We start from the raw sequence: 17,652 nt of genomic DNA, 5'->3' as shown, positions 1-17,652 counted from the left end.
CAGTAAAAGCAAAGCCCCGGCCTTCTGGCTGAGCAGAGTGCCGGGGCGAAAAATTATGCCGTCGATTATTAACCAGATGGACAGAAAAAGGTGTCTGCAAAAGACCTTTAAATCGCCGCTTGCGTCATCCCGCTATGACCAGCGCCGCCGACTGCTGTGCCTGCTCGCGCTTGGCCAGCGCGAAAAACAGGGCGCCGCCAAGGAAGCAGCCGGTAAACCAAGCGAAGTTGGCCATCGGCTGCAGGACTGGAATGAACGTGATCGCTACGCCCATCAGGGTGGCCGGAATCAACGCCTTGACCGCCGTCCAGTTAACCCCGCCGCTGTAGTAATAACGCCCGCTCGGGCCGTCGTTGAACAGTGCATCGACGTCGATCTGCTGTTTTTTGATCAGGTAGTAATCCACCAGCAGAATCCCGAACAGCGGCCCGATGAATGCCGCCAGCACGTCGAGGGTGTAGTGAATCACTTCGGGGTTGTTGAACAGGTTCCACGGGGTGATGAAAATCGAAGCCACGGCGGCGATCATGCCGCCGGCGCGCCAGCTGATTTTGCTCGGGGCGACGTTGGCGAAGTCGAACGCCGGGGACACGAAATTGGCGACGATATTGATACCAATGGTCGCCGTAACGAAGGCAAAGGCGCCAAGCAGCACCGCCACGCTGTTGTCGATGCGCGCCACGGTGGCGATCGGGTCGTGAAGCATTTCACCGAACACCGGCAAGGTGCCGGAAACGATCACCACGGTCACCAGTGAGAACGCCAGAAAATTCACCGGCAAGCCCCAGAAATTGCCGCGTCGCACGTCGTTCATGCTGCGGCAGTAGCGACTGAAATCGCCGAAGTTCAGGGTCGGACCGGAAAAGTACGACACCACCAACGCCGTTGCCACGATCACTTGGCCGAAGGCTTCCCAGCCAGACAGAGACTTTTCCGCGAGAGTGAAACTGATGTTGCTCCAGCCGGCCTGCCAGACGATCCAGCCGGCGAGCAGGAACATCACGCCGTAGACCACCGGGCCGGCCCAGTCGATGAAGCGGCGGATCGACTCCATGCCAGTCCAGAACACCAGCGCCTGGACGAACCACAGGCTGAGGAAACCGAACCAGCCAAGGTAGGACAAACCGGCAAAGTGCGGTTCGGCGTAGGCCGCCATTGAAGGGAAAAACCGCAGCACGACGATGATCAGGGCACTGGACGCCAGGTACGTCTGAATCCCGTACCAGGCCACCGCGATCAGGCCGCGAATGACCGCAGGAATATTCGCCCCGAACACCCCGAACGCCAGTCGGCAGATCACCGGATACGGCACCGCCGCCTGTTGGCTCGGTTTAGCCACTAGGTTGGCAATCAACTGCACGATGCAAATCCCGCCCAGCAAGGCAATCAACACCTGCCAACTGGCCAGCCCCAGCGCAAACAAACTGGCGGCGAACACATAGCCACCGACGCTGTGTACGTCACTCATCCAGAAGGCAAAGATGTTGTACCAATTCCATTTCTGCGGCAGCGGCCCCAGGTCCTGGTTATACAGGCGTGGGCTGTAGCCGTTGGGCAATTGCTCGGTCATCGCAGGGCTCCTCGAAAGTACAGGCGCGGCCCCCGAGATTGATGTGGCGACCACACTGCGTACGGGAGCTGGCATGGTTTGTATACGAGTTGCTACGCAGAATGCGTGCCATACGAACTAAAGGTGTGACAGATCAGCCTTTAAACTCTGTTCAGAGCAAAGCATTTAGGACGTAGAGGGGGTGGTAATGCCCATGAACAGGGCGTCAGCGCCTGCAAACGGTGCAGGGTTTTATGTATACAACAGAGATGGATGACTGCTGCGCAGTCAATCGCGAGCAGGCCCACATTGGATTTGTGGTGAACCGAGGAGTTTGCGCCCGACGCTTACCGCAGGCTGCGAGTCAAAAGATCGCAACCTGCGGCAGCTCTTACAGGGGCCGGTGTAAGGTCAGCTGAGTTCGATACGATCAGCGTGAATGACGATCTGGCCGTTCTTGTACAACGCACCGATGGCCTTTTTGAAGTTGCCCTTGCTGACGCCGAACATACTGCTGATCAGGGTCGGGTCGCTCTTGTCGCTGACTGGCAGGGTGCCGTTGTTGTCGCGCAACTTGGCGAGAATCTTCGAGTTCAGACTGGTGGCGGCTTCTTCGCCCACCGGTTGCAGGCTCAGGCTGATCTTGCCGTCGGCGCGGACTTCTTTGATAAAGCCCTTCTCTTCTTTACCGGCGCGCATGAACTTGAAGATTTCGTTCTTGTGGATCAGGCCCCAATGCTTGTTGTTGATGATTGCCTTGAAGCCCATATCGGTCGCTTCGGCCACCAGCAAATCAACTTCCTGGCCAGGAGTGTAGTTGGCCGGGGTCTTGTCCAGGTAGCGGTCCAGACGCGCCGTCGCGGTGATGCGTCGCGTGTGTTTGTCGAGGTAGACATGCACCACGACATACTCGCCGGCCGTCATCTGGCGCTTTTCTTCGGAATACGGCAGCAGCAGATCCTTCGGCAAACCCCAATCCAGGAACACGCCGATGCTGTTGACTTCAACGACTTTCAAACTGGCAAATTCACCGACCTGAACTTTCGGCTTTTCGGTGGTAGCGATAAGTTTGTCATCGCTGTCCAGATAAATAAAAACGTTGAGCCAGTCTTCATCTTCGCTGGGAATATCTTTGGGGATATAACGATTAGGCAGAAGGATTTCGCCATCCGCGCCACCGTCCAGATATAAACCGAAGTTAGTGTGTTTAACCACTTGCAAACTGTTGTAGCGCCCGACTAAAGCCATGTCCAATACCCTCATTGCGTGGGCGGCATTCTACCCGGTTTTGCGGGCGGCGTTCGGCGGCCGGCCCGATGGCGCAAGAAAATCCGTCGAAGGCCTTAATTTTCCTGGGTTTTGCCGCGTGCATTTGGCCGCTCGTCAGGCCGTTCGGCTGTTCCTCCCCCTCGCCAGCCCATCCCAAAAGCGCTTTATCCTCACTTGAGTTCTTAGTTAAAACAGCAGCTTAGGGGAACATTGCGAATAATAACTTGCGATAAATTGCGTTGCTCCAATGTGTATTTCGGGAGGATATTTACCAAGCAATTGTCAAGTATTTCCTGTACGATGCCTGGCCAAGTTAATTTCTACAGGTTAATGGCCGCCATGCGTGTAAAAGCATCCAACAGCAAAGCAAAGCCAGCTCCAGCCGTTGAAACCAGCGAATCGATCAACAACCAGATCGCTGCGTTCCTGAAGTCTGGCGGCGAGATCCAGCAAATTGCCAAAGGCGTCAGCGGCCAGACGTTCGGCCCGTCCAAGCAGATCACGCTGGGCAAGAAGTAATTCCCCCGCGTTAACTGGTCCCTAAGCGCTTTGAGCTTCGAAGCGCTTGGACTGGAACCCTCCCGCAATACCCCATAAAACAAATCAATATTTCAAAAATCGACGAACGGCCCTCGATGCCGAACATTCGTCGGTATGCTTGCACGTGTCTGGATCAAGCGTTTCAGCAGGTTTTCAGCACCTGCTCCTCGCTGTTCATGGAGTGACGCATGTTCAAGCCCTCTCTTTTCCTGCTCGGCAGCCTGCTGTGGTATTCGGTCGCCCAGGCGCAAGTCTTCCAGCGCGAACTGGGCGACTTCGATCTCAAGCTCGCGACCACCCCCAGCCGCAGCATGGCCCAAGGTCTGGTTAAGCCCTCGACGTCCGGCTCGTTCCATGGTGGCCTCGACCTGAGTCACGACAGCGGCTTCTACGTGGGTCAATGGTCCCCCAGCATGGGACTGAGCCCGTCGAGCAACCTTGAAGTCGATTCCTACATGGGCTTTAAACAGCCTTTCGATCACTCCCTCGGCTACGAAGTGGGCATGATCCATTACAGCTACCCGAAAGCGGACACCCTCGACAGCCAGGAGCTGTTCGGCGGCCTGACCCTGCTGGGCAGTCGCTTCGGCGCGGCCTTCAGCAACGACCCGGACAAACAGAACAGCACCCTGTTCGCCGACCTCAGTGGCAATCAGCCGTTCGGCATCGGGATCAGCCTGAAATACACCACCCACCAACTCAACACACCAGTATCCGTCGACGATGGGTATGTAGGCAGTTTTACCGACTGGTCAGTGAAATTGTCCCGGCCGTTCATGGGCATCGATCTGGACTTGATCTACAGTGATTCAAACCTGAGCGGCAGTGATTGCTCCGCCTATTCCGGCCACAACACCGAGTGCGACGGCCTGGTCACGCTCAAGGCTGCACACAGTTTCTATTAATCGGCTGAACCGCCGGGTTCATCCCGCGATCACACAAGAGAACCCTTAAAGAAACCAGGTCTTCGCAAGGACTCGCCATGTCGCACTGGTGGAAACAGATCGGCGTCATCATCACCCTCAGCCTTACCGTCGCCGCGTGCAGCCGCGTGGGGCTGGCTTACCGCAATCTCGACGTGATCATTCCCTGGACGCTCAGCGACTATCTGGACATGAACCACGAGCAAAAAGACTGGTTCAACGAACGCCTCAAAGAACACCTGAGCTGGCACTGCACCACGCAATTGCCTGGTTACCTCGACTGGCTGGATCGCTTACAGGCCATGGTCGAAGCCAACCAGATCACCGACGTCGCACTGCAAACCCGCACCCAGGAAGCCAAACAGGCCATCGCCGAAACCGCCCGGGCAATCACCCCGTCGGCCATCGAGCTGTTGCAGGGCCTTGATGACAAGCAAGTCGCGGAAATGAACGATGCCTTCGCCAAGGACCAGCGCAAACGCCAGGAGGCCTACCTAAAACCGTCGCTGGAGCAACAGATCAGCGCGCGGAGCAAGCGCATGGAGAAACGCCTGAATGTCTGGCTCGGCCCGCTCAGCCCAACCCAACAGCAACGGGTAGTGGCCTGGTCGAATGCCCTGGGTGATCAGAACAAACAATGGATTGGCAACCGCGCCCATTGGCAACAGCAATTCAGCGCGGCAGTCGCGCAACGGCAGAGCCCAGAATTCCCACAGCGAATCGAGACACTTCTGGTGAATCGCGAGAGCTTGTGGACGCCCGCTTACCGCGAGGCCTTCGCCAACACCGAAGCCCAGGCTCGGGCGCTGTTGGTGGACGTGATGGCCGAGAGCACGCCGGTTCAGCGTGAGCAGTTGCTGAAGAAGATTGAAGGCGTGCGTAAGGATTTCACTGATTTGAAATGCCTGAAGGCGACGCGGCAGGGTTAATCGCCCCACCACAATCCCATGTGGGAGCGGGCTTGCTCGCGAATGCGGTTTAACATTCAAAATCTTTGTCGAATGTCACACCGCATTCGCGGGCAAGCCTCGCTCCCACAGGTAAGCGTCGTTCACACATTTTGTGAACGACACAAAACCTGTGGGAGCGAGGCTTGCCCGCGAAGCTTTTTACGGTATCAGGCAATCTGCGCCTTCGACGCCACCTCATCAAACGTCAATTCATCCAGCGCATCCTCCTCCTGTTCATCCAGCACCTGCCGCGGATGCTCATTCCCCCGGAATGCTGCTGTCGATCAGGCTCAACAAACTCGAACCCCGAGGCGTCAAAATGTAGTTCTCGCCATTGCCACCCTGATCTTCTGGCCGAGGTTCGATATAGCCCCGTAGCAACAGTAACTTTTCGTACTCGCCAGCCACCGTTTTCAGGTGATCCAGGTTCTCAAACGGCTCCCCCGCGGCAGCTTTCGCCGCCGCATACTGCTCGGCGTAGGGCCGTGGAGTGAAATTGTGGCCGGCGCTGTTCTGCACTTCATGCAGCAAGCGCTCAATCAAATCCCAGTTATAAGTCGTCATCCTGATCAACCTCCAGTGCCCGCGAGTGAAATGGCCTTCATAGGTTGTGACCGACAGGGAGGGCAGCCGTTCAGCCGAGGTATTTCGCCCGACCGACCGGCGGCCTGTCGATTTGAGCCCAGGCCAAACGACTAGGCTATGTAAGACGATTTACCCCTCTGCGCGGATCGACTTTCGCCAAAGCATGCAGGAGAAATCACCATGAACATTCAGAATCATCCGGTCGTGTCCCGAGAAGAATGGCTCGCCGCCCGCAAACAACACCTGGCACACGAAAAAGCCTTCACCAAGGAACGAGACAAACTCAGCGCCGAACGCCGCGCCCTGCCCTGGGTGAAGATTGACAAGGATTATCACTTCCAGGGCCCGAACGGCGAATTGAAGCTGGTCGACCTGTTCGGCGGCCGCAGCCAATTGATCATCTATCACTTCATGTTCGCCGCAGGCTGGGACGAAGGCTGCCCGGGTTGCTCGTTCCTGTCCGACCACATCGACGGCGCCAACCAACACCTGGCCCATCACGATGTAGCCGTGGTCGCGGTTTCCCACGCACCGTTCGCCGAATTCCAATCCTTCAAACAGCGCATGGGCTGGAAATTCGACTGGGTATCGTCCGAAGGCTGCGACTTCAACTACGACTTTGGCGTCTCAGCCCGAGCCGAAGACGTCGCCGCCGGAAAGGCTACCTACAACTACGAAAAATCTGACGGCGCCGAAGAAGAACTTCCTGGGCTCAGCGTGTTTTATCGCAATGAAGCGGGGGAGATTTTCCACACCTATTCTACCTATGCCCGAGGCCTGGACCTGCTGGTCGGCACTTACAACTACCTCGACCTCACGCCCAAGGGGCGTAATGAAGAGGAAATCATGGATTGGGTGAGGCATCACGACCGGTATGAGGACAAGGCACCGGCCAGTTGCTGCCATGGGGGGTAGACTACCAATCCCTTGTGGGAGCGAGCCTGCTCGCGATGGCTGACTGACACTCAACATTGATGTCGACTGATACACCGCTATCGCGAGCAGGCTCGCTCCCACAGGTGTTGGCGGTGTTTATTAATCCGCAAATCGCCTCAGGCTTTCTGACCTCATCGGGATATTTCCCCTACATCAAGTTCAGATCCAGCGCTCTATACCTTTGGCGGGCTGAACTTTATAGTCAACCCGTCACTCACAAGGCGACCGGGTTTGGCGACCTGATAAACAGAGTCTTCTCATCAATCACAAGAGACTCCACCATTGAATAGATACATGCCCCTCACCGGAATCGACCTGATCCCGGCGTCCCTGCTCATCGACACCCAAGCCCCACTCGACGTCCTGCAAGCCATGGCCGACTACCGCATTCGCACCGTCACCCAAGTGCTGGAAAACATCGCCTTTCGTGCCGAAATCGGTTGCGACACGGTGGTGCTCTCAGACTTCTCCAAACTGCTAGCCATTCCATTACGCGATGGCTGTGATTTGATGGATGTCATTGGCAGACGGTTGCGGGCGCAGGCTGCGGAGTGAATGAAAACGGGCGACCTATGGGTCGCCCTTTCTGTCACTGAACTTTTTCCGCCCTTCAACCCTCAACCGGATAACCCGCCTTATCCGGAACTGAGGCCCAACTTTATGAAAGCCCTGCTCAAACTCACCCTCGCCATCACACTCGCCTGCGCCCTCCCCGTTTGGGCCTGCCCTCCCGAGGAAGCCACCACCAAGCGCGAACAACTGGCCAAGGAAGTCGCCAAGATCACTGAGCAGAACCCGGCAAAGGCCAAGGAGATCAATGATGAGTTGCAGAAGATGGACCTGGAGACGGCCAGTAAGTGTAGTTGCTTGCAATCGAAAATGGCCATGCTTGCAATCAACACTATTTCAGGCTCGGATTAATTGCGACTGAAGCAGTCTCCATGCTCGCATTAACTGCAACTGTGCTTGCATTCAGCGGCACGTGCTTGCAATCGATTTCCGCGTGCTCACTTTATGTGCGACTGACGGCCCGTCCATCAAACGCTCGTTTTTTGTTTGTTGGATGGTCGGAAGACGTAGCTTCATTCGCAACTAATGCTGGTTTGCGGAGGTGGATAGGTGCAGCTCATTTCGGTTGAAAATCGCGATGATTGCAGGTCGGTGTGTTTATGAATGCAGGTCACTACACTTATCCATGGAACCCCAAAAGGTCGAAACGCCACTCATTGATTAGATTTTTTTCTTGGATTAAACCAATGAGTGGAATAAACAACATCTCTGGTTCGCCTACTAGCCCCATCCAACACAGCCCGCGCCAGGCGTCTGGGCCGGCTCGATTAGTGATAAGAACCGCTGATCAGGCTAGAGAGCACTGGGGTACGATCACGAGCCCGTCACAAGCCTCAGACGCGATGGCAGTGCTTGATGAGCGGGCAGAGGGAGGGCACATAGACGAGGAGACCTATCGGCTATTGGCGAATGCACTGCGGGATGTACACAATACTCTTCAAGAGAGAGCAGCTACTCAGGCAGCAGTAGCACACCTGCCAGTACGCCCCCCAGCTCGTGGTTGGCAGGCTCCAAGCAGAGTCAGAGCTGAAACCTTGGCGGTGGCGGTGACGGCCATTCAGCAAGGCGCCTCGGTTGAGCACGCCGCGCAACAGCATGGTATTCGCGATATTATGGACATGATTAGTCTTCGTGCCGCGTTTAATCGTCAGCAAAACCCGCCTGTCAGTGCTGAAACCTTGGCGGTGGCGGTAACGGCCATTCAGCAAGGCGCCTCGGTTGAGCACGCCGCGCAACAGCATGGTATTAGCGATATTATGGACATGATTAGTCTTCGTGCCGCGTTTAATCGTCAGCAAAACCCGCCTGTCAGTGCTGAAACCTTGGCGGTGGCGGTAACGGCCATTCAGCAAGGCGCCTCGGTTGAGCACGCCGCGCAACAGCATGGTATTAGCGATATTATGGACATGATTAGTCTTCGTGCCGCGTTTAATCGCCGTAGATAGGCACATTTGAAGAGCATATAGCTGTAGCGACCTGCAATCAGCGCGTTTTTCGACGCAACATTAATTGCGTCTATCCGGACCCGCTAACCGGCATTAATGGCGACTGAAAAGACTTAAATTGGCAACCCCGCAGCCAGCATTTTGTCGCGCAACTCACCAGCTCGCGCGGGCTCGAGCATGTTGTTGAACAGCGCTTTGATCTCGCTGGGCCTGGCGTCGAATTGCTCCACCAGATCCTTGATGCGGTACCCATGGCGCGTCAGTGTAGGTTCCAGGTCATCCAGTTGACGCGACAGCACCGACTCAACCAGTTCCGCCGAGACAGGTTTCTCGCCCGTCAGGTAACCGGCCTCCAGGGACAGGCTCAGATGCAATTGAATTTGCAAAGGCGTGCGCAACTTGGTGGCCAACAGATCAATCGCCTCCTCGGTTATGATCGATTGAATATCGACTTTCCCCGCTGTGCAGGTTTCCAGCAGCCAGTGAATGTATTCGCGCTGACTACCAGTGATGCCGTCGAGCGAGAAAATGTCAGTGCGATAACCGATTTCCTCCATCGTCGGACGACGCAGGTCATTGCGCAGTTTGGGATGCCCGGCCAGCACCACTGACAGTCGCCCGTCGCCGTCTTCGACCAATTCCATCAAGCGCTTAAGCCCGGTCAGAGTGTGACCATTGAGGTCATGGGCTTCATCCACGAACAGGGCCACCGGGCGCTTGTTCTTCCTCACCAGCTCGCGCAAGTCACGTTCACGCTTTTCACCCTGCGTGGGGATGCGTACCTGTTTTTCGGTGGACAAATCGTAGTAAAGCGCAGCGATGAAGGTGGCCAGCTTGATGCTGTGCTTCTCGATGGCGAAGGACTTGGAGACGGTGATTTTCTTTTCCGCCTCCATCACCTGTTGAAGGCGACGTAGCATCACGGTTTTACCACTGCCGATGACTCCACACAGTGCAATCAAACGTCCTTCGAAGATCGCGCCCTTGATGTCTTTGATCAGTTGCTGATGGTGCGCGGTCTCAAAATAACCGGCTTGGCTCAGCGGTAACGTCAACCCATAGTGCTGCATCACTTCAACCCGCATGTTCGTCTCCTGCTTTTTTATGGCGGAAATAGACCCTGATGCGCTCCAGGACAACACGGCGTGTCAGCGTTTCATTCAGCACCAGGTGGATGAAAGCTTGATCCTCGGTCGAGAGTTTGGATAAGGGCTGCGCGAGTTCATCGGCAATGGCAAGCTTGGCGGTAATAGCGCTGGGAAAGTGATACTCGTGCGCGTCGGCATTGAAAGGGAGACGTGGCAGTTCCACCGAAACAGCAGAAGGCGTCAGCCGCACATCGTTACCGGCCAGCGCAGCGATGGGCAACCCCAACTGATCGGCCAGTGAACGGATGCGGTCGGATCGTTCATCGACTTTGCCACGCTTGAACGCTCGGTACCGATGCAGCGGAATCGGTCCGGACACGGGATAGTAAGGCCCGAATCGCTCACCGCCGAATTCGGCATAGAGTTCGTTATCGAACAGCCCCCACAGCAACACCACAAACTCTCCTGCCATGTCTGGCCCCACCTCAAAAGCGGTGCCATCAACCGTGACCCGTGCATCACCACCCACCTTGCGCCGTTCAGGCTCACGGGCAAAGCGGCAGAATTGCTCCCAGGTACACATTTCACGAATGCCTTCATCGGGTAGATTGGACTGCCAGTCCTCAATCCGCGAATGCGGCTCGCTACGATGGGGCTGCACGTTGTAGGTGCGCACCAGGTAACGCATCAGCCATTCGTTGGCCTGCGCTTCGGTTTCTGGCTTGTGGAAGTGATACAGCGTCTCGTGGGCTTCTTTTACCGTGCGGAACGGGCGCTCAACCTTGCCCTTTGAGCGCGCGGTGGTGCGTGTTCCATCCTTGCCAGCGGGGATGTGTGTTTGCCATTCAATGCCCAGCGCCTGCATGACGTTCTGGAAGACTCGGCGCTTGGCGACCGGGCCGTTGTCCAGGTAGATCATCTTTGGACGGCCTTGAAATGGAAAGCTCGGGTCAGCCTTCGGCGCCATTGCATTGAACAAGAAGCGCAGCGCAGACTCCGCGTCCTCACCGTATACACAGCGGTATTCCTGATAAGCCAAGCCACTGCGGTCGTCCACCACACTGAACAGCATCAGCGTCGGCATGCCCCTGCTTGGATCGATCCAGTCCGGTTTGTCGATGTGCTTCAGGTCCGAGGGTGACAGGTCAAACTGCCAACAGTCGTTGCTGTTTTCCGCTTGAAAACGGGTGGCCGGTGGCTGTCGCGACAGGCGAGTTTGATCTAGTCCCCACAAGGATAAGTAGTGGTCGATGGTCGGACGTCTCAGCACGCCATTGGGTACTTTGACCAGTCCCTGCTCGGTTTCTACCCCGTAGTCTTCCAACAACTCAATGGCGCGACGGGTTGATACATGTCGCCCCTGCTTGTTCGTCGTGCGTAACTTCAGTGCCGCAATCAGCTCGCAGTAGCGCTCAAGCTCGGCCTTCTGCAACACACGGGGCTTGCCGTGATCGGCCCGGTGGGCTGCATGGGGTTTATGGATGAGGCTCAGCGCCCGGTACACGGTGCTGGGAGACACACCATACAACTGCGCTATCGCGGCCACCTGGGTAGTCCGCTCCGGACTTTTTTTCGGCAAACGGTCAAGTCGCTGCCGCAACTGCGTCAGCGAATCGTCAGGGATGGCACTATGCCGCCCGCTGGGCATTGCGTTCAGCCTCGGTCAGATAGTTGTAGAGCGTTGAGCGACCGATGCCCATCAAGCGGCAGATTTCTGCCACGGTGTGTTTTCGTTCGTGGTAAAGACTTAGGGCCAGTTCTTGCTTGGCCGGATCGAGCCGTTTCTTGCGTCCCCCCTTGCGTCCGCGTGCACGTGCTGCTGATAGCCCTGCTTGGGTGCGCTCACGAATCAAATTGCGCTCGAATTCGGCCAGAGCACCAAACAGATGAAACACTAAGCGTCCACCAATCGAGACCGTGTCGATGCTTTCCTGCAAGCTGCGCAAACCAACGTCTGCAGCGTCCAGTTGCTCGACCAGTCGAATCAGATCCTTCAGCGAGCGCCCAAGACGATCCAGACGCCAAATCACCACGGTGTCGCCCCGGCGCAGCGTGGTCAGCAAAGCAGTCAGGCCAACCCGTTCGGCCTTGGCGCCGCTGCCGATGTCTTCGAACACACGCTCGCAGCCTGCTTTGTGCAACGCATCGCGTTGCAGATCTAGGAGTTGGTCATCGGTTGAGACTCGGGCATATCCAATCAGCATGATTTCGTCCAGATATTCAATAGATAATCAGCTTAGCTGGATATTGAAATCTGGAAACAGTTACTGGACACAGTCAGTGCGGATTTCGAAGCAAAGGCCCCATCACAGCTTAGCGTCCAACAAACCAGCGTTTGATGGACGACCGATCAGTCGCAAATAATGTGAGCACGCGGAAATGGAATGCAAGCACGTGCCGCTGAATGCAAGCTCAGTTGCAGTTAATGCGAGCATGGGGACTGTTTCAGTCGCAATTAATCCGAGCCTGAAATAGCGCTGATTGCAAGCATGGCCGTTTTCGATTGCAAGCAACTACAAGTAAGGATCTGCCGGACAAGTGCCAGCTGATCGATCAGCGTCTCAAGGAGTTGCAGTCGGCGGAGAACAAAGCCGAGAGTTAAAGGGCAAGATCAAAAGATCACAGCCTTCGGCAGCTACACCGGTTTGAGCGTGCAGCTGTAAGAGCTGCTGCGATTTTTAGACGAAAAAAACCCGGACACTGTCCGGGTTTTTTATGGGATCGCTACCGCGCCTTATTCAGCAGCCGGCGCTTCCGGCTTGCGGCGCTTGAGCGGGGCCATGCCGTCCTTGCTGACCAGCGACAGGGCGTCGGTCTTCGGGCGGTTGGCGATCTTGCGCTTGGTCGGGGCCTTGGCGCCGGTTTTCTTCTTGTCGCCCTTGGCGTCGACTTTTTTCTTCTTCACGCCAACGGCTTTGCCTGAGGCCTTGACCTTTTTCGGTCCGCCGTAGGTGCCTTTGACTTCCTTGATGGTGCGGCGCTCGAAGCTCTGCTTGAGGTAGCGCTCGATGCTCGACATCAGGTTCCAGTCGCCATGGCAGATCAGCGAGATGGCCAGACCATCGTTGCCGGCGCGACCGGTACGACCGATGCGGTGAACGTATTCGTCGCCGCTGCGCGGCATGTCGAAGTTGATCACCAGGTCCAGGCCTTCCACGTCCAGGCCACGGGCCGCGACGTCGGTGGCCACGAGGATTTTCACGCCGCCCTGCTTCAGACGGTCGATGGCCAGTTTGCGGTCTTTCTGGTCCTTCTCGCCGTGCAGCACGAATGCTTTGTATTCCTGCGCCACCAGGCGGCCGTAGATACGGTCGGCCATGGCCCGGGTGTTGGTGAACACGATGGCCTTCTGATAGGTCTCGTTGGCCAGCAGCCAGTTCACGATCTGTTCTTTGTGCTGATTGTGGTCGGCGGTGATGATCTGCTGACGAGTGGTGGCGTTCAGATCGCTGACGTTGTTCAGCTGCAAGTGCTCAGGGTTGTTCAGGACTTTGGCGACCATCTCGCGCAGGCCCGAACCGCCGGTGGTGGCGGAGAACAGCATGGTCTGCTGACGGTTGGTGCACTCTTCCACCAGACGCTGTACGTCTTCGGCAAAGCCCATGTCGAGCATGCGGTCGGCTTCGTCGAGCACCAGCACTTCGACTTCTTTGAGGTCGAGGTTGCCGGCGTTCAGTTGCTCGATCATCCGACCCGGCGTACCGATCAGGATGTCCGGCACTTTGCGCAGCATGGCGGCCTGGACCTTGAAGTCTTCACCGCCGGTGATCAGGCCGGACTTGATGAAGGTGAACTGAGCGAAGCGCTCGACTTCCTTGATGGTCTGCTGGGCCAGCTCGCGGGTTGGCAGCAGGATCAGGGTCTTGATGCTGACGCGGACTTTGGCCGGGCCGATCAAGCGGTGGAGGATCGGCAAAACGAATGCAGCGGTTTTGCCGCTGCCGGTTTGCGCTGTCACCCGCAGGTCACGCCCTTGCAGCGCCAGCGGAATAGCCGCTGCTTGCACAGGCGTTGGCTCGACAAATTTAAGCTCGGCCACGGCTTTGAGCAGGCGTTCGTGCAGGGCGAATTGGGAAAACACGGGTGCTACCTCGAAGAAATACAAAAAAACAGCTGCATAGGGTAACGGTTTCGAGCGCGAAGGCCGAGTTTCTTTATACAAACGGCTGCAAACAGTGTTTTTTTTGTTGCCTGTTTTGTCTCAAAACGTCATCCGTAACGTCTTAAATGCTCTAATCGCCCCGTCGCGTCCTACAGAAGAACCGTTTTCACCCATGGATATCAAACAGCTCTGGCTCAATGCCCAAGACCTCTGGGGTGCTCTCGAACAGCACCCGCTCCTGCATTCCACGCTCGCGCTGATGTTGCTGCTGGTGGTGGCGCTGGTGCTCGGACGAGTGGCGCGCTACCTCATTCTTCACGCGACCAAAATGCTTGGTCGTCAGCCGTCGCTGCACTGGATCAACGATTTTCGCCACAACAAAGTGTTTCATCGCCTGGCGCAAATGACGCCATCGCTGGTGATCCAGTTCGGCCTGCACCTGGTGCCGGAGTTGGGCAAGACCAGCCTGAACTTCCTCGGCAACGTGGCGCTGGCGTTCACCATTCTGTTCCTGGTACTGGCCGTCAGCGCATTGCTCAATGCCCTGCTGGACATCTATGCCCGCACCGAACACGCCCGCACCCGCTCGATCAAAGGCTACGTGCAACTGGCGAAAATGGTGCTGTTCGTGTTTGGCGCGATCATCATCGTCGCCACGTTGATCGACCGTTCGCCGCTGTTGCTGCTGTCGGGTCTGGGCGCCATGTCGGCGGTGATTCTGTTGGTCTACAAAGACACCCTGCTGTCGTTCGTCGCCAGTGTGCAACTGACCAGCAACGACATGCTGCGGGTCGGCGACTGGATCGAGATGCCGCAAGTCGGTGCCGACGGTGACGTGGTGGACATCACCTTGCACACGGTCAAAGTGCAGAATTTCGACAAGACGATTGTGTCGATCCCAACCTGGCGCCTGATGTCCGAGTCGTTCAAAAACTGGCGCGGCATGCAGCAGTCCGGTGGGCGCCGGATCAAGCGCAGCCTGTTCATCGACGCCAGCGGCGTGCGGTTTATTCGCGATGACGAAGAGCTGAAGCTGTCCCAGGTGCATCTGCTGACCGACTACATGAGCCGCAAGACAGCCGAGCTCAAGGCCTGGAACGAAGCCCAGGGCAACGTCGCGGCGATGGCGGCCAACCGTCGACGGATGACCAACATCGGCACCTTCCGCGCCTATGCGCTGGCGTATCTGAAGAGTCACCCGGAGATTCAGCCGAACATGACCTGCATGGTTCGCCAGATGCAGACCACCGCTCAAGGCATCCCGCTGGAGATCTACTGCTTCACCCGTACCACCGTGTGGGCCGATTACGAGCGGATTCAGGGGGATATTTTCGATTACCTGCTGGCGGTGCTGCCGGAGTTTGGCTTGAGCCTTTATCAGCAGCCGAGTGGTGGTGATTTGCGGTCCGGGTTGCTTCCAGCTGCGTTGGGCGCAAGCCACGTTCCCGAGCCCGAAAAACACATCATGTAACACCCAAAAACACTGGCCTCCCTGCCTCACAGAGGTGACGCAAAAATCAAGGTGCGAACTTAAACGCTTTCAGTGAGGAGGCCGTTATGGAGGTTCCACCCACGGTCGACATGCTGGGAACGGGAAATATTGAACGCTGTCGCAGCACCTCGGCTCACCCGGCATGCTGTTGGATGATTACCGTCTGCGCCGGCATCGGAGCCGGGAAACCGGCTTCACCGAGTGAATCTTTGATGATGCGGTTGGTGTCGAAATAAACCTGCCAATAGTGCTCGTTGTGGCAGTAAGGACGCACCGCCAACACCGGACCAACCAGATTGAACTCTAAAATCTCCACCTCCACTGCCGGCTCGGCAAGCACATTGGGGATCGTGGCAATGTGTTGTTTCAGCAAGGCCGCCGCCGCTTTCCAGTCGGCCGCGCCCGATAGCTGTGCTTTGAGTTCGACACGGCGGAACGGGTTGTGGGTGAAGTTCTGGATGTTGTCGCTGAAAATTTTGTTATTACCGACCAGAGTCAGCACATTATCCGGAGTGTTGATAGCGGTGGCGAACAGACCGATCTCGGTGACCGTACCCGTCACCCCACCCGCGCAGATGAAGTCGCCGACCTTAAATGGGCGCAAGACAATAATAAACGCGCCCGCCGCCAGATTGGCCAGCAACCCCGACCAGGCCAGACCGATCGCAAGACCGACCGCAGCGAGCAGCGCAGCGAAGGTGGTCGTCTGCATTCCCAGGTAGCCGAGGATACCGATCACCAGAATGATGTTCAGCGTCACGGTAATGGCTGAGCCAACATAGCGCAGTACGGTCGGGTCGACCTTCTGTTTGCCCAAGGCCCGCTGCACCATGCCGACAGCAAAGCCTATCAGCCAGCGTCCGACGATCCAGAAGGCGATGGCGGAGAGGATCTTCACCGCGAAAGCTGCACCATACTGTTGCACCAACGCGATTAACGCGTTGAACTTCGCAGTGGTAACGTTAACGATAGTCTCGTCCATGGCTGGGGCCCAAAGGTGAAGAATTGGTTCCGGAACACTAGCACAGCCTGTATGCCCCGCCAGTCAATGGGCTGCGTACGTATCGCGGTACAACACCAAGCCGCATAGCGACAACAACTATTGCTCACCGGTAGCGATGGAGAGACTGGCGGCGTGTAACTTTAAGTGGCGTCCGGAGTTATTAGGCCAGTTCAGTCAGTCGATACTAATATTGCCTGACACAATGCTTTCGCGGGCAAGCCCGCTCCCACAGGGTTCAGTGGATAGCCACAAGTTTGCGTACACCCAACCGGCTAATCCACACCGCCATCAGAATTACCGAGCCACCAAAAAACAACCGCCCCAATTCCTCATGCTGATTCCAGATCAGCAAATTGATCAGCAACCCCACCGGCACATGCAGGTTGTTCATCACCGCCAGCGTCCCGCCGTTCACCAGGCACGCGCCCTTGTTCCACCAGTACAACCCCAATGCCGTCGAGACCAGGCCGAGGAACAGCAGCACGCCCCATTGCAGCGGCGCTTCGGGCAGGAAGTTCTGTTTGCCGAACAGCAGAAATGCCGGCAACGCCACCGCTAATGCACCGAGGTAGAAGTACCCAAAACGCCGGTAATGCGGCAGATCACTCGGATGGCGGGCCACCAGATGTTTGTAGAGCACCTGCCCGGCAGCGTAGGTGAAGTTGGCCAGTTGCAGCAGCAGGAAACCCATGAAGAAATCCGGGTTGATCCGGTCAAAGCGAATCACTGCCGCGCCCGCCACTGCCACCAGTGCCGCGATCAAGGCCCAGGGATTGAAGCGCCGGTTCAGCGCGTCTTCGATCAGGGTCACGTGCAGCGGCGTGAGGATGGTGAACAGCAACACCTCCGGTACCGTCAGCACCCGGAAGCTCAAATACAAACAGACGTAGGTCACGCCGAACTGCAACGCGCCAATCAACAACATGCCGCGCATGAATGCCGGTTCGACCTGACGCCAGCGCGTCAGCGGAATGAACACCAACCCCGCCAGCAACACCCGCACCAGCACTGCGAAGTAGCTGTCGACATGACCGGCCAGGTATTCGCCGATCAAGCTGAAGGAAAACGCCTGGATCAGCGTGACAAAAAGTAGATAGCCCATGGTCGCCTCATTTCGAATGGCGGCGACGATAGCGGGTTTTGCCCTTCATCGCGAACAGTCAGCAACACACAAAAACCTGTGGGAGCGGGCTTGCCCGC

At 56.9% G+C, this 17,652-nt stretch carries 17 protein-coding genes and 1 pseudogene; 9 read left to right on the top strand and 9 right to left on the bottom strand.

Annotated features, from left to right (window positions below; translation table 11 throughout):
• Positions 1–124 precede the first annotated feature (124 nt).
• Positions 125–1,570, bottom strand: coding sequence for an NCS1 family nucleobase:cation symporter-1 (locus tag PSH65_RS07695; protein ID WP_305425639.1), 1,446 nt, complete (start codon positions 1,568–1,570; stop codon positions 125–127).
• 390 nt (positions 1,571–1,960) lie between these two features.
• Positions 1,961–2,797, bottom strand: a complete 837-nt coding sequence (locus PSH65_RS07690) for a S1 RNA-binding domain-containing protein (protein ID WP_030131899.1) — start codon at positions 2,795–2,797, stop codon at positions 1,961–1,963.
• On the opposite strand from PSH65_RS07690, the gene PSH65_RS07685 reads away from it, so the two are divergent.
• From PSH65_RS07685 to PSH65_RS07670, 4 genes are all read left to right on the top strand, one after another.
• Positions 2,796–2,996: a hypothetical protein gene (locus tag PSH65_RS07685; RefSeq protein WP_305425637.1), complete on the top strand. Its 201-nt coding sequence runs from the start codon at positions 2,796–2,798 to the stop codon at positions 2,994–2,996. The two genes, PSH65_RS07690 and PSH65_RS07685, sit on opposite strands and share 2 nt — an antisense overlap.
• Positions 2,997–3,148: 152 nt before the next feature.
• Positions 3,149–3,337: a hypothetical protein gene (locus PSH65_RS07680; protein WP_017337097.1), complete on the top strand. Its 189-nt coding sequence runs from the start codon at positions 3,149–3,151 to the stop codon at positions 3,335–3,337.
• Positions 3,338–3,546: 209 nt separating this feature from the next.
• Positions 3,547–4,263 carry a TorF family putative porin gene (locus PSH65_RS07675; protein WP_305425635.1) on the top strand — a complete coding sequence of 239 codons (717 nt, stop codon included), beginning with the start codon at positions 3,547–3,549 and terminating at the stop codon, positions 4,261–4,263.
• A 77-nt stretch (positions 4,264–4,340) separates the two neighbouring features.
• Complete coding sequence (locus PSH65_RS07670; RefSeq protein ID WP_305425633.1) at positions 4,341–5,210, top strand: DUF6279 family lipoprotein; 870 nt, start codon at positions 4,341–4,343, stop codon at positions 5,208–5,210.
• Between the two features lie 188 nt (positions 5,211–5,398).
• Here PSH65_RS07670 and PSH65_RS07665 read toward each other — a convergent pair.
• Positions 5,399–5,795, bottom strand: a pseudogene (locus PSH65_RS07665) (transcriptional regulator).
• A gap of 201 nt (positions 5,796–5,996) precedes the next feature.
• On the opposite strand from PSH65_RS07665, the gene PSH65_RS07660 reads away from it, so the two are divergent.
• The 4 genes from PSH65_RS07660 (at position 5,997) to PSH65_RS07645 (ending at position 8,767) form a co-directional block, all read left to right on the top strand.
• Positions 5,997–6,731 carry a thioredoxin family protein gene (locus PSH65_RS07660; protein ID WP_305425632.1) on the top strand — a complete coding sequence of 245 codons (735 nt, stop codon included), beginning with the start codon at positions 5,997–5,999 and terminating at the stop codon, positions 6,729–6,731.
• 303 nt (positions 6,732–7,034) lie between these two features.
• The gene (locus PSH65_RS07655) at positions 7,035–7,307 is read left to right on the top strand and encodes a hypothetical protein (protein WP_129442062.1); all 273 of its coding nucleotides are present in this window, start codon (positions 7,035–7,037) and stop codon (positions 7,305–7,307) included.
• A gap of 105 nt (positions 7,308–7,412) precedes the next feature.
• Positions 7,413–7,673, top strand: a complete 261-nt coding sequence (locus PSH65_RS07650; protein ID WP_370694695.1) for a hypothetical protein — start codon at positions 7,413–7,415, stop codon at positions 7,671–7,673.
• A 683-nt stretch (positions 7,674–8,356) separates the two neighbouring features.
• Complete coding sequence (locus PSH65_RS07645; RefSeq protein ID WP_305425630.1) at positions 8,357–8,767, top strand: hypothetical protein; 411 nt, start codon at positions 8,357–8,359, stop codon at positions 8,765–8,767.
• A 113-nt stretch (positions 8,768–8,880) separates the two neighbouring features.
• Here PSH65_RS07645 and PSH65_RS07640 read toward each other — a convergent pair whose 3' ends face one another.
• From PSH65_RS07640 to PSH65_RS07625, 4 genes are all read right to left on the bottom strand, one after another.
• The gene (locus PSH65_RS07640; RefSeq protein ID WP_305425629.1) at positions 8,881–9,852 is read right to left on the bottom strand and encodes an ExeA family protein; all 972 of its coding nucleotides are present in this window, start codon (positions 9,850–9,852) and stop codon (positions 8,881–8,883) included.
• A complete protein-coding gene (locus PSH65_RS07635; RefSeq protein WP_305426955.1) occupies positions 9,842–11,479 on the bottom strand; it encodes an IS481 family transposase in 1,638 nt (545 codons plus the stop codon). The genes PSH65_RS07640 and PSH65_RS07635 overlap by 11 nt, the downstream gene beginning before the upstream one ends.
• Before the next feature lie 4 nt (positions 11,480–11,483).
• Positions 11,484–12,059, bottom strand: a complete 576-nt coding sequence (locus PSH65_RS07630) for a recombinase family protein (RefSeq protein WP_223536304.1) — start codon at positions 12,057–12,059, stop codon at positions 11,484–11,486.
• 530 nt (positions 12,060–12,589) lie between these two features.
• Positions 12,590–13,936: a DEAD/DEAH box helicase gene (locus PSH65_RS07625; RefSeq protein ID WP_305425628.1), complete on the bottom strand. Its 1,347-nt coding sequence runs from the start codon at positions 13,934–13,936 to the stop codon at positions 12,590–12,592.
• Positions 13,937–14,129: 193 nt separating this feature from the next.
• Here PSH65_RS07625 and PSH65_RS07620 point away from each other — a divergent pair, with 193 nt between their 5' ends.
• The gene (locus PSH65_RS07620; RefSeq protein WP_305425626.1) at positions 14,130–15,428 is read left to right on the top strand and encodes a mechanosensitive ion channel family protein; all 1,299 of its coding nucleotides are present in this window, start codon (positions 14,130–14,132) and stop codon (positions 15,426–15,428) included.
• A gap of 154 nt (positions 15,429–15,582) precedes the next feature.
• Here PSH65_RS07620 and PSH65_RS07615 read toward each other — a convergent pair whose 3' ends face one another.
• Together PSH65_RS07615 and PSH65_RS07610 are read right to left on the bottom strand one after the other, a co-directional pair.
• Positions 15,583–16,431, bottom strand: a complete 849-nt coding sequence (locus PSH65_RS07615; RefSeq protein ID WP_305425625.1) for a mechanosensitive ion channel family protein — start codon at positions 16,429–16,431, stop codon at positions 15,583–15,585.
• A 256-nt stretch (positions 16,432–16,687) separates the two neighbouring features.
• The gene (locus tag PSH65_RS07610; RefSeq protein WP_305425623.1) at positions 16,688–17,554 is read right to left on the bottom strand and encodes a carboxylate/amino acid/amine transporter; all 867 of its coding nucleotides are present in this window, start codon (positions 17,552–17,554) and stop codon (positions 16,688–16,690) included.
• Positions 17,555–17,652: the final 98 nt, after the last annotated feature.

The organism is Pseudomonas sp. FP603 (assembly GCF_030687415.1).
Classification (GTDB): domain Bacteria; phylum Pseudomonadota; class Gammaproteobacteria; order Pseudomonadales; family Pseudomonadaceae; genus Aquipseudomonas; species Aquipseudomonas wuhanensis.
Note: the sequence above shows the minus strand (reverse complement) of the source record. Positions and strands in the feature narration are given on the sequence as shown.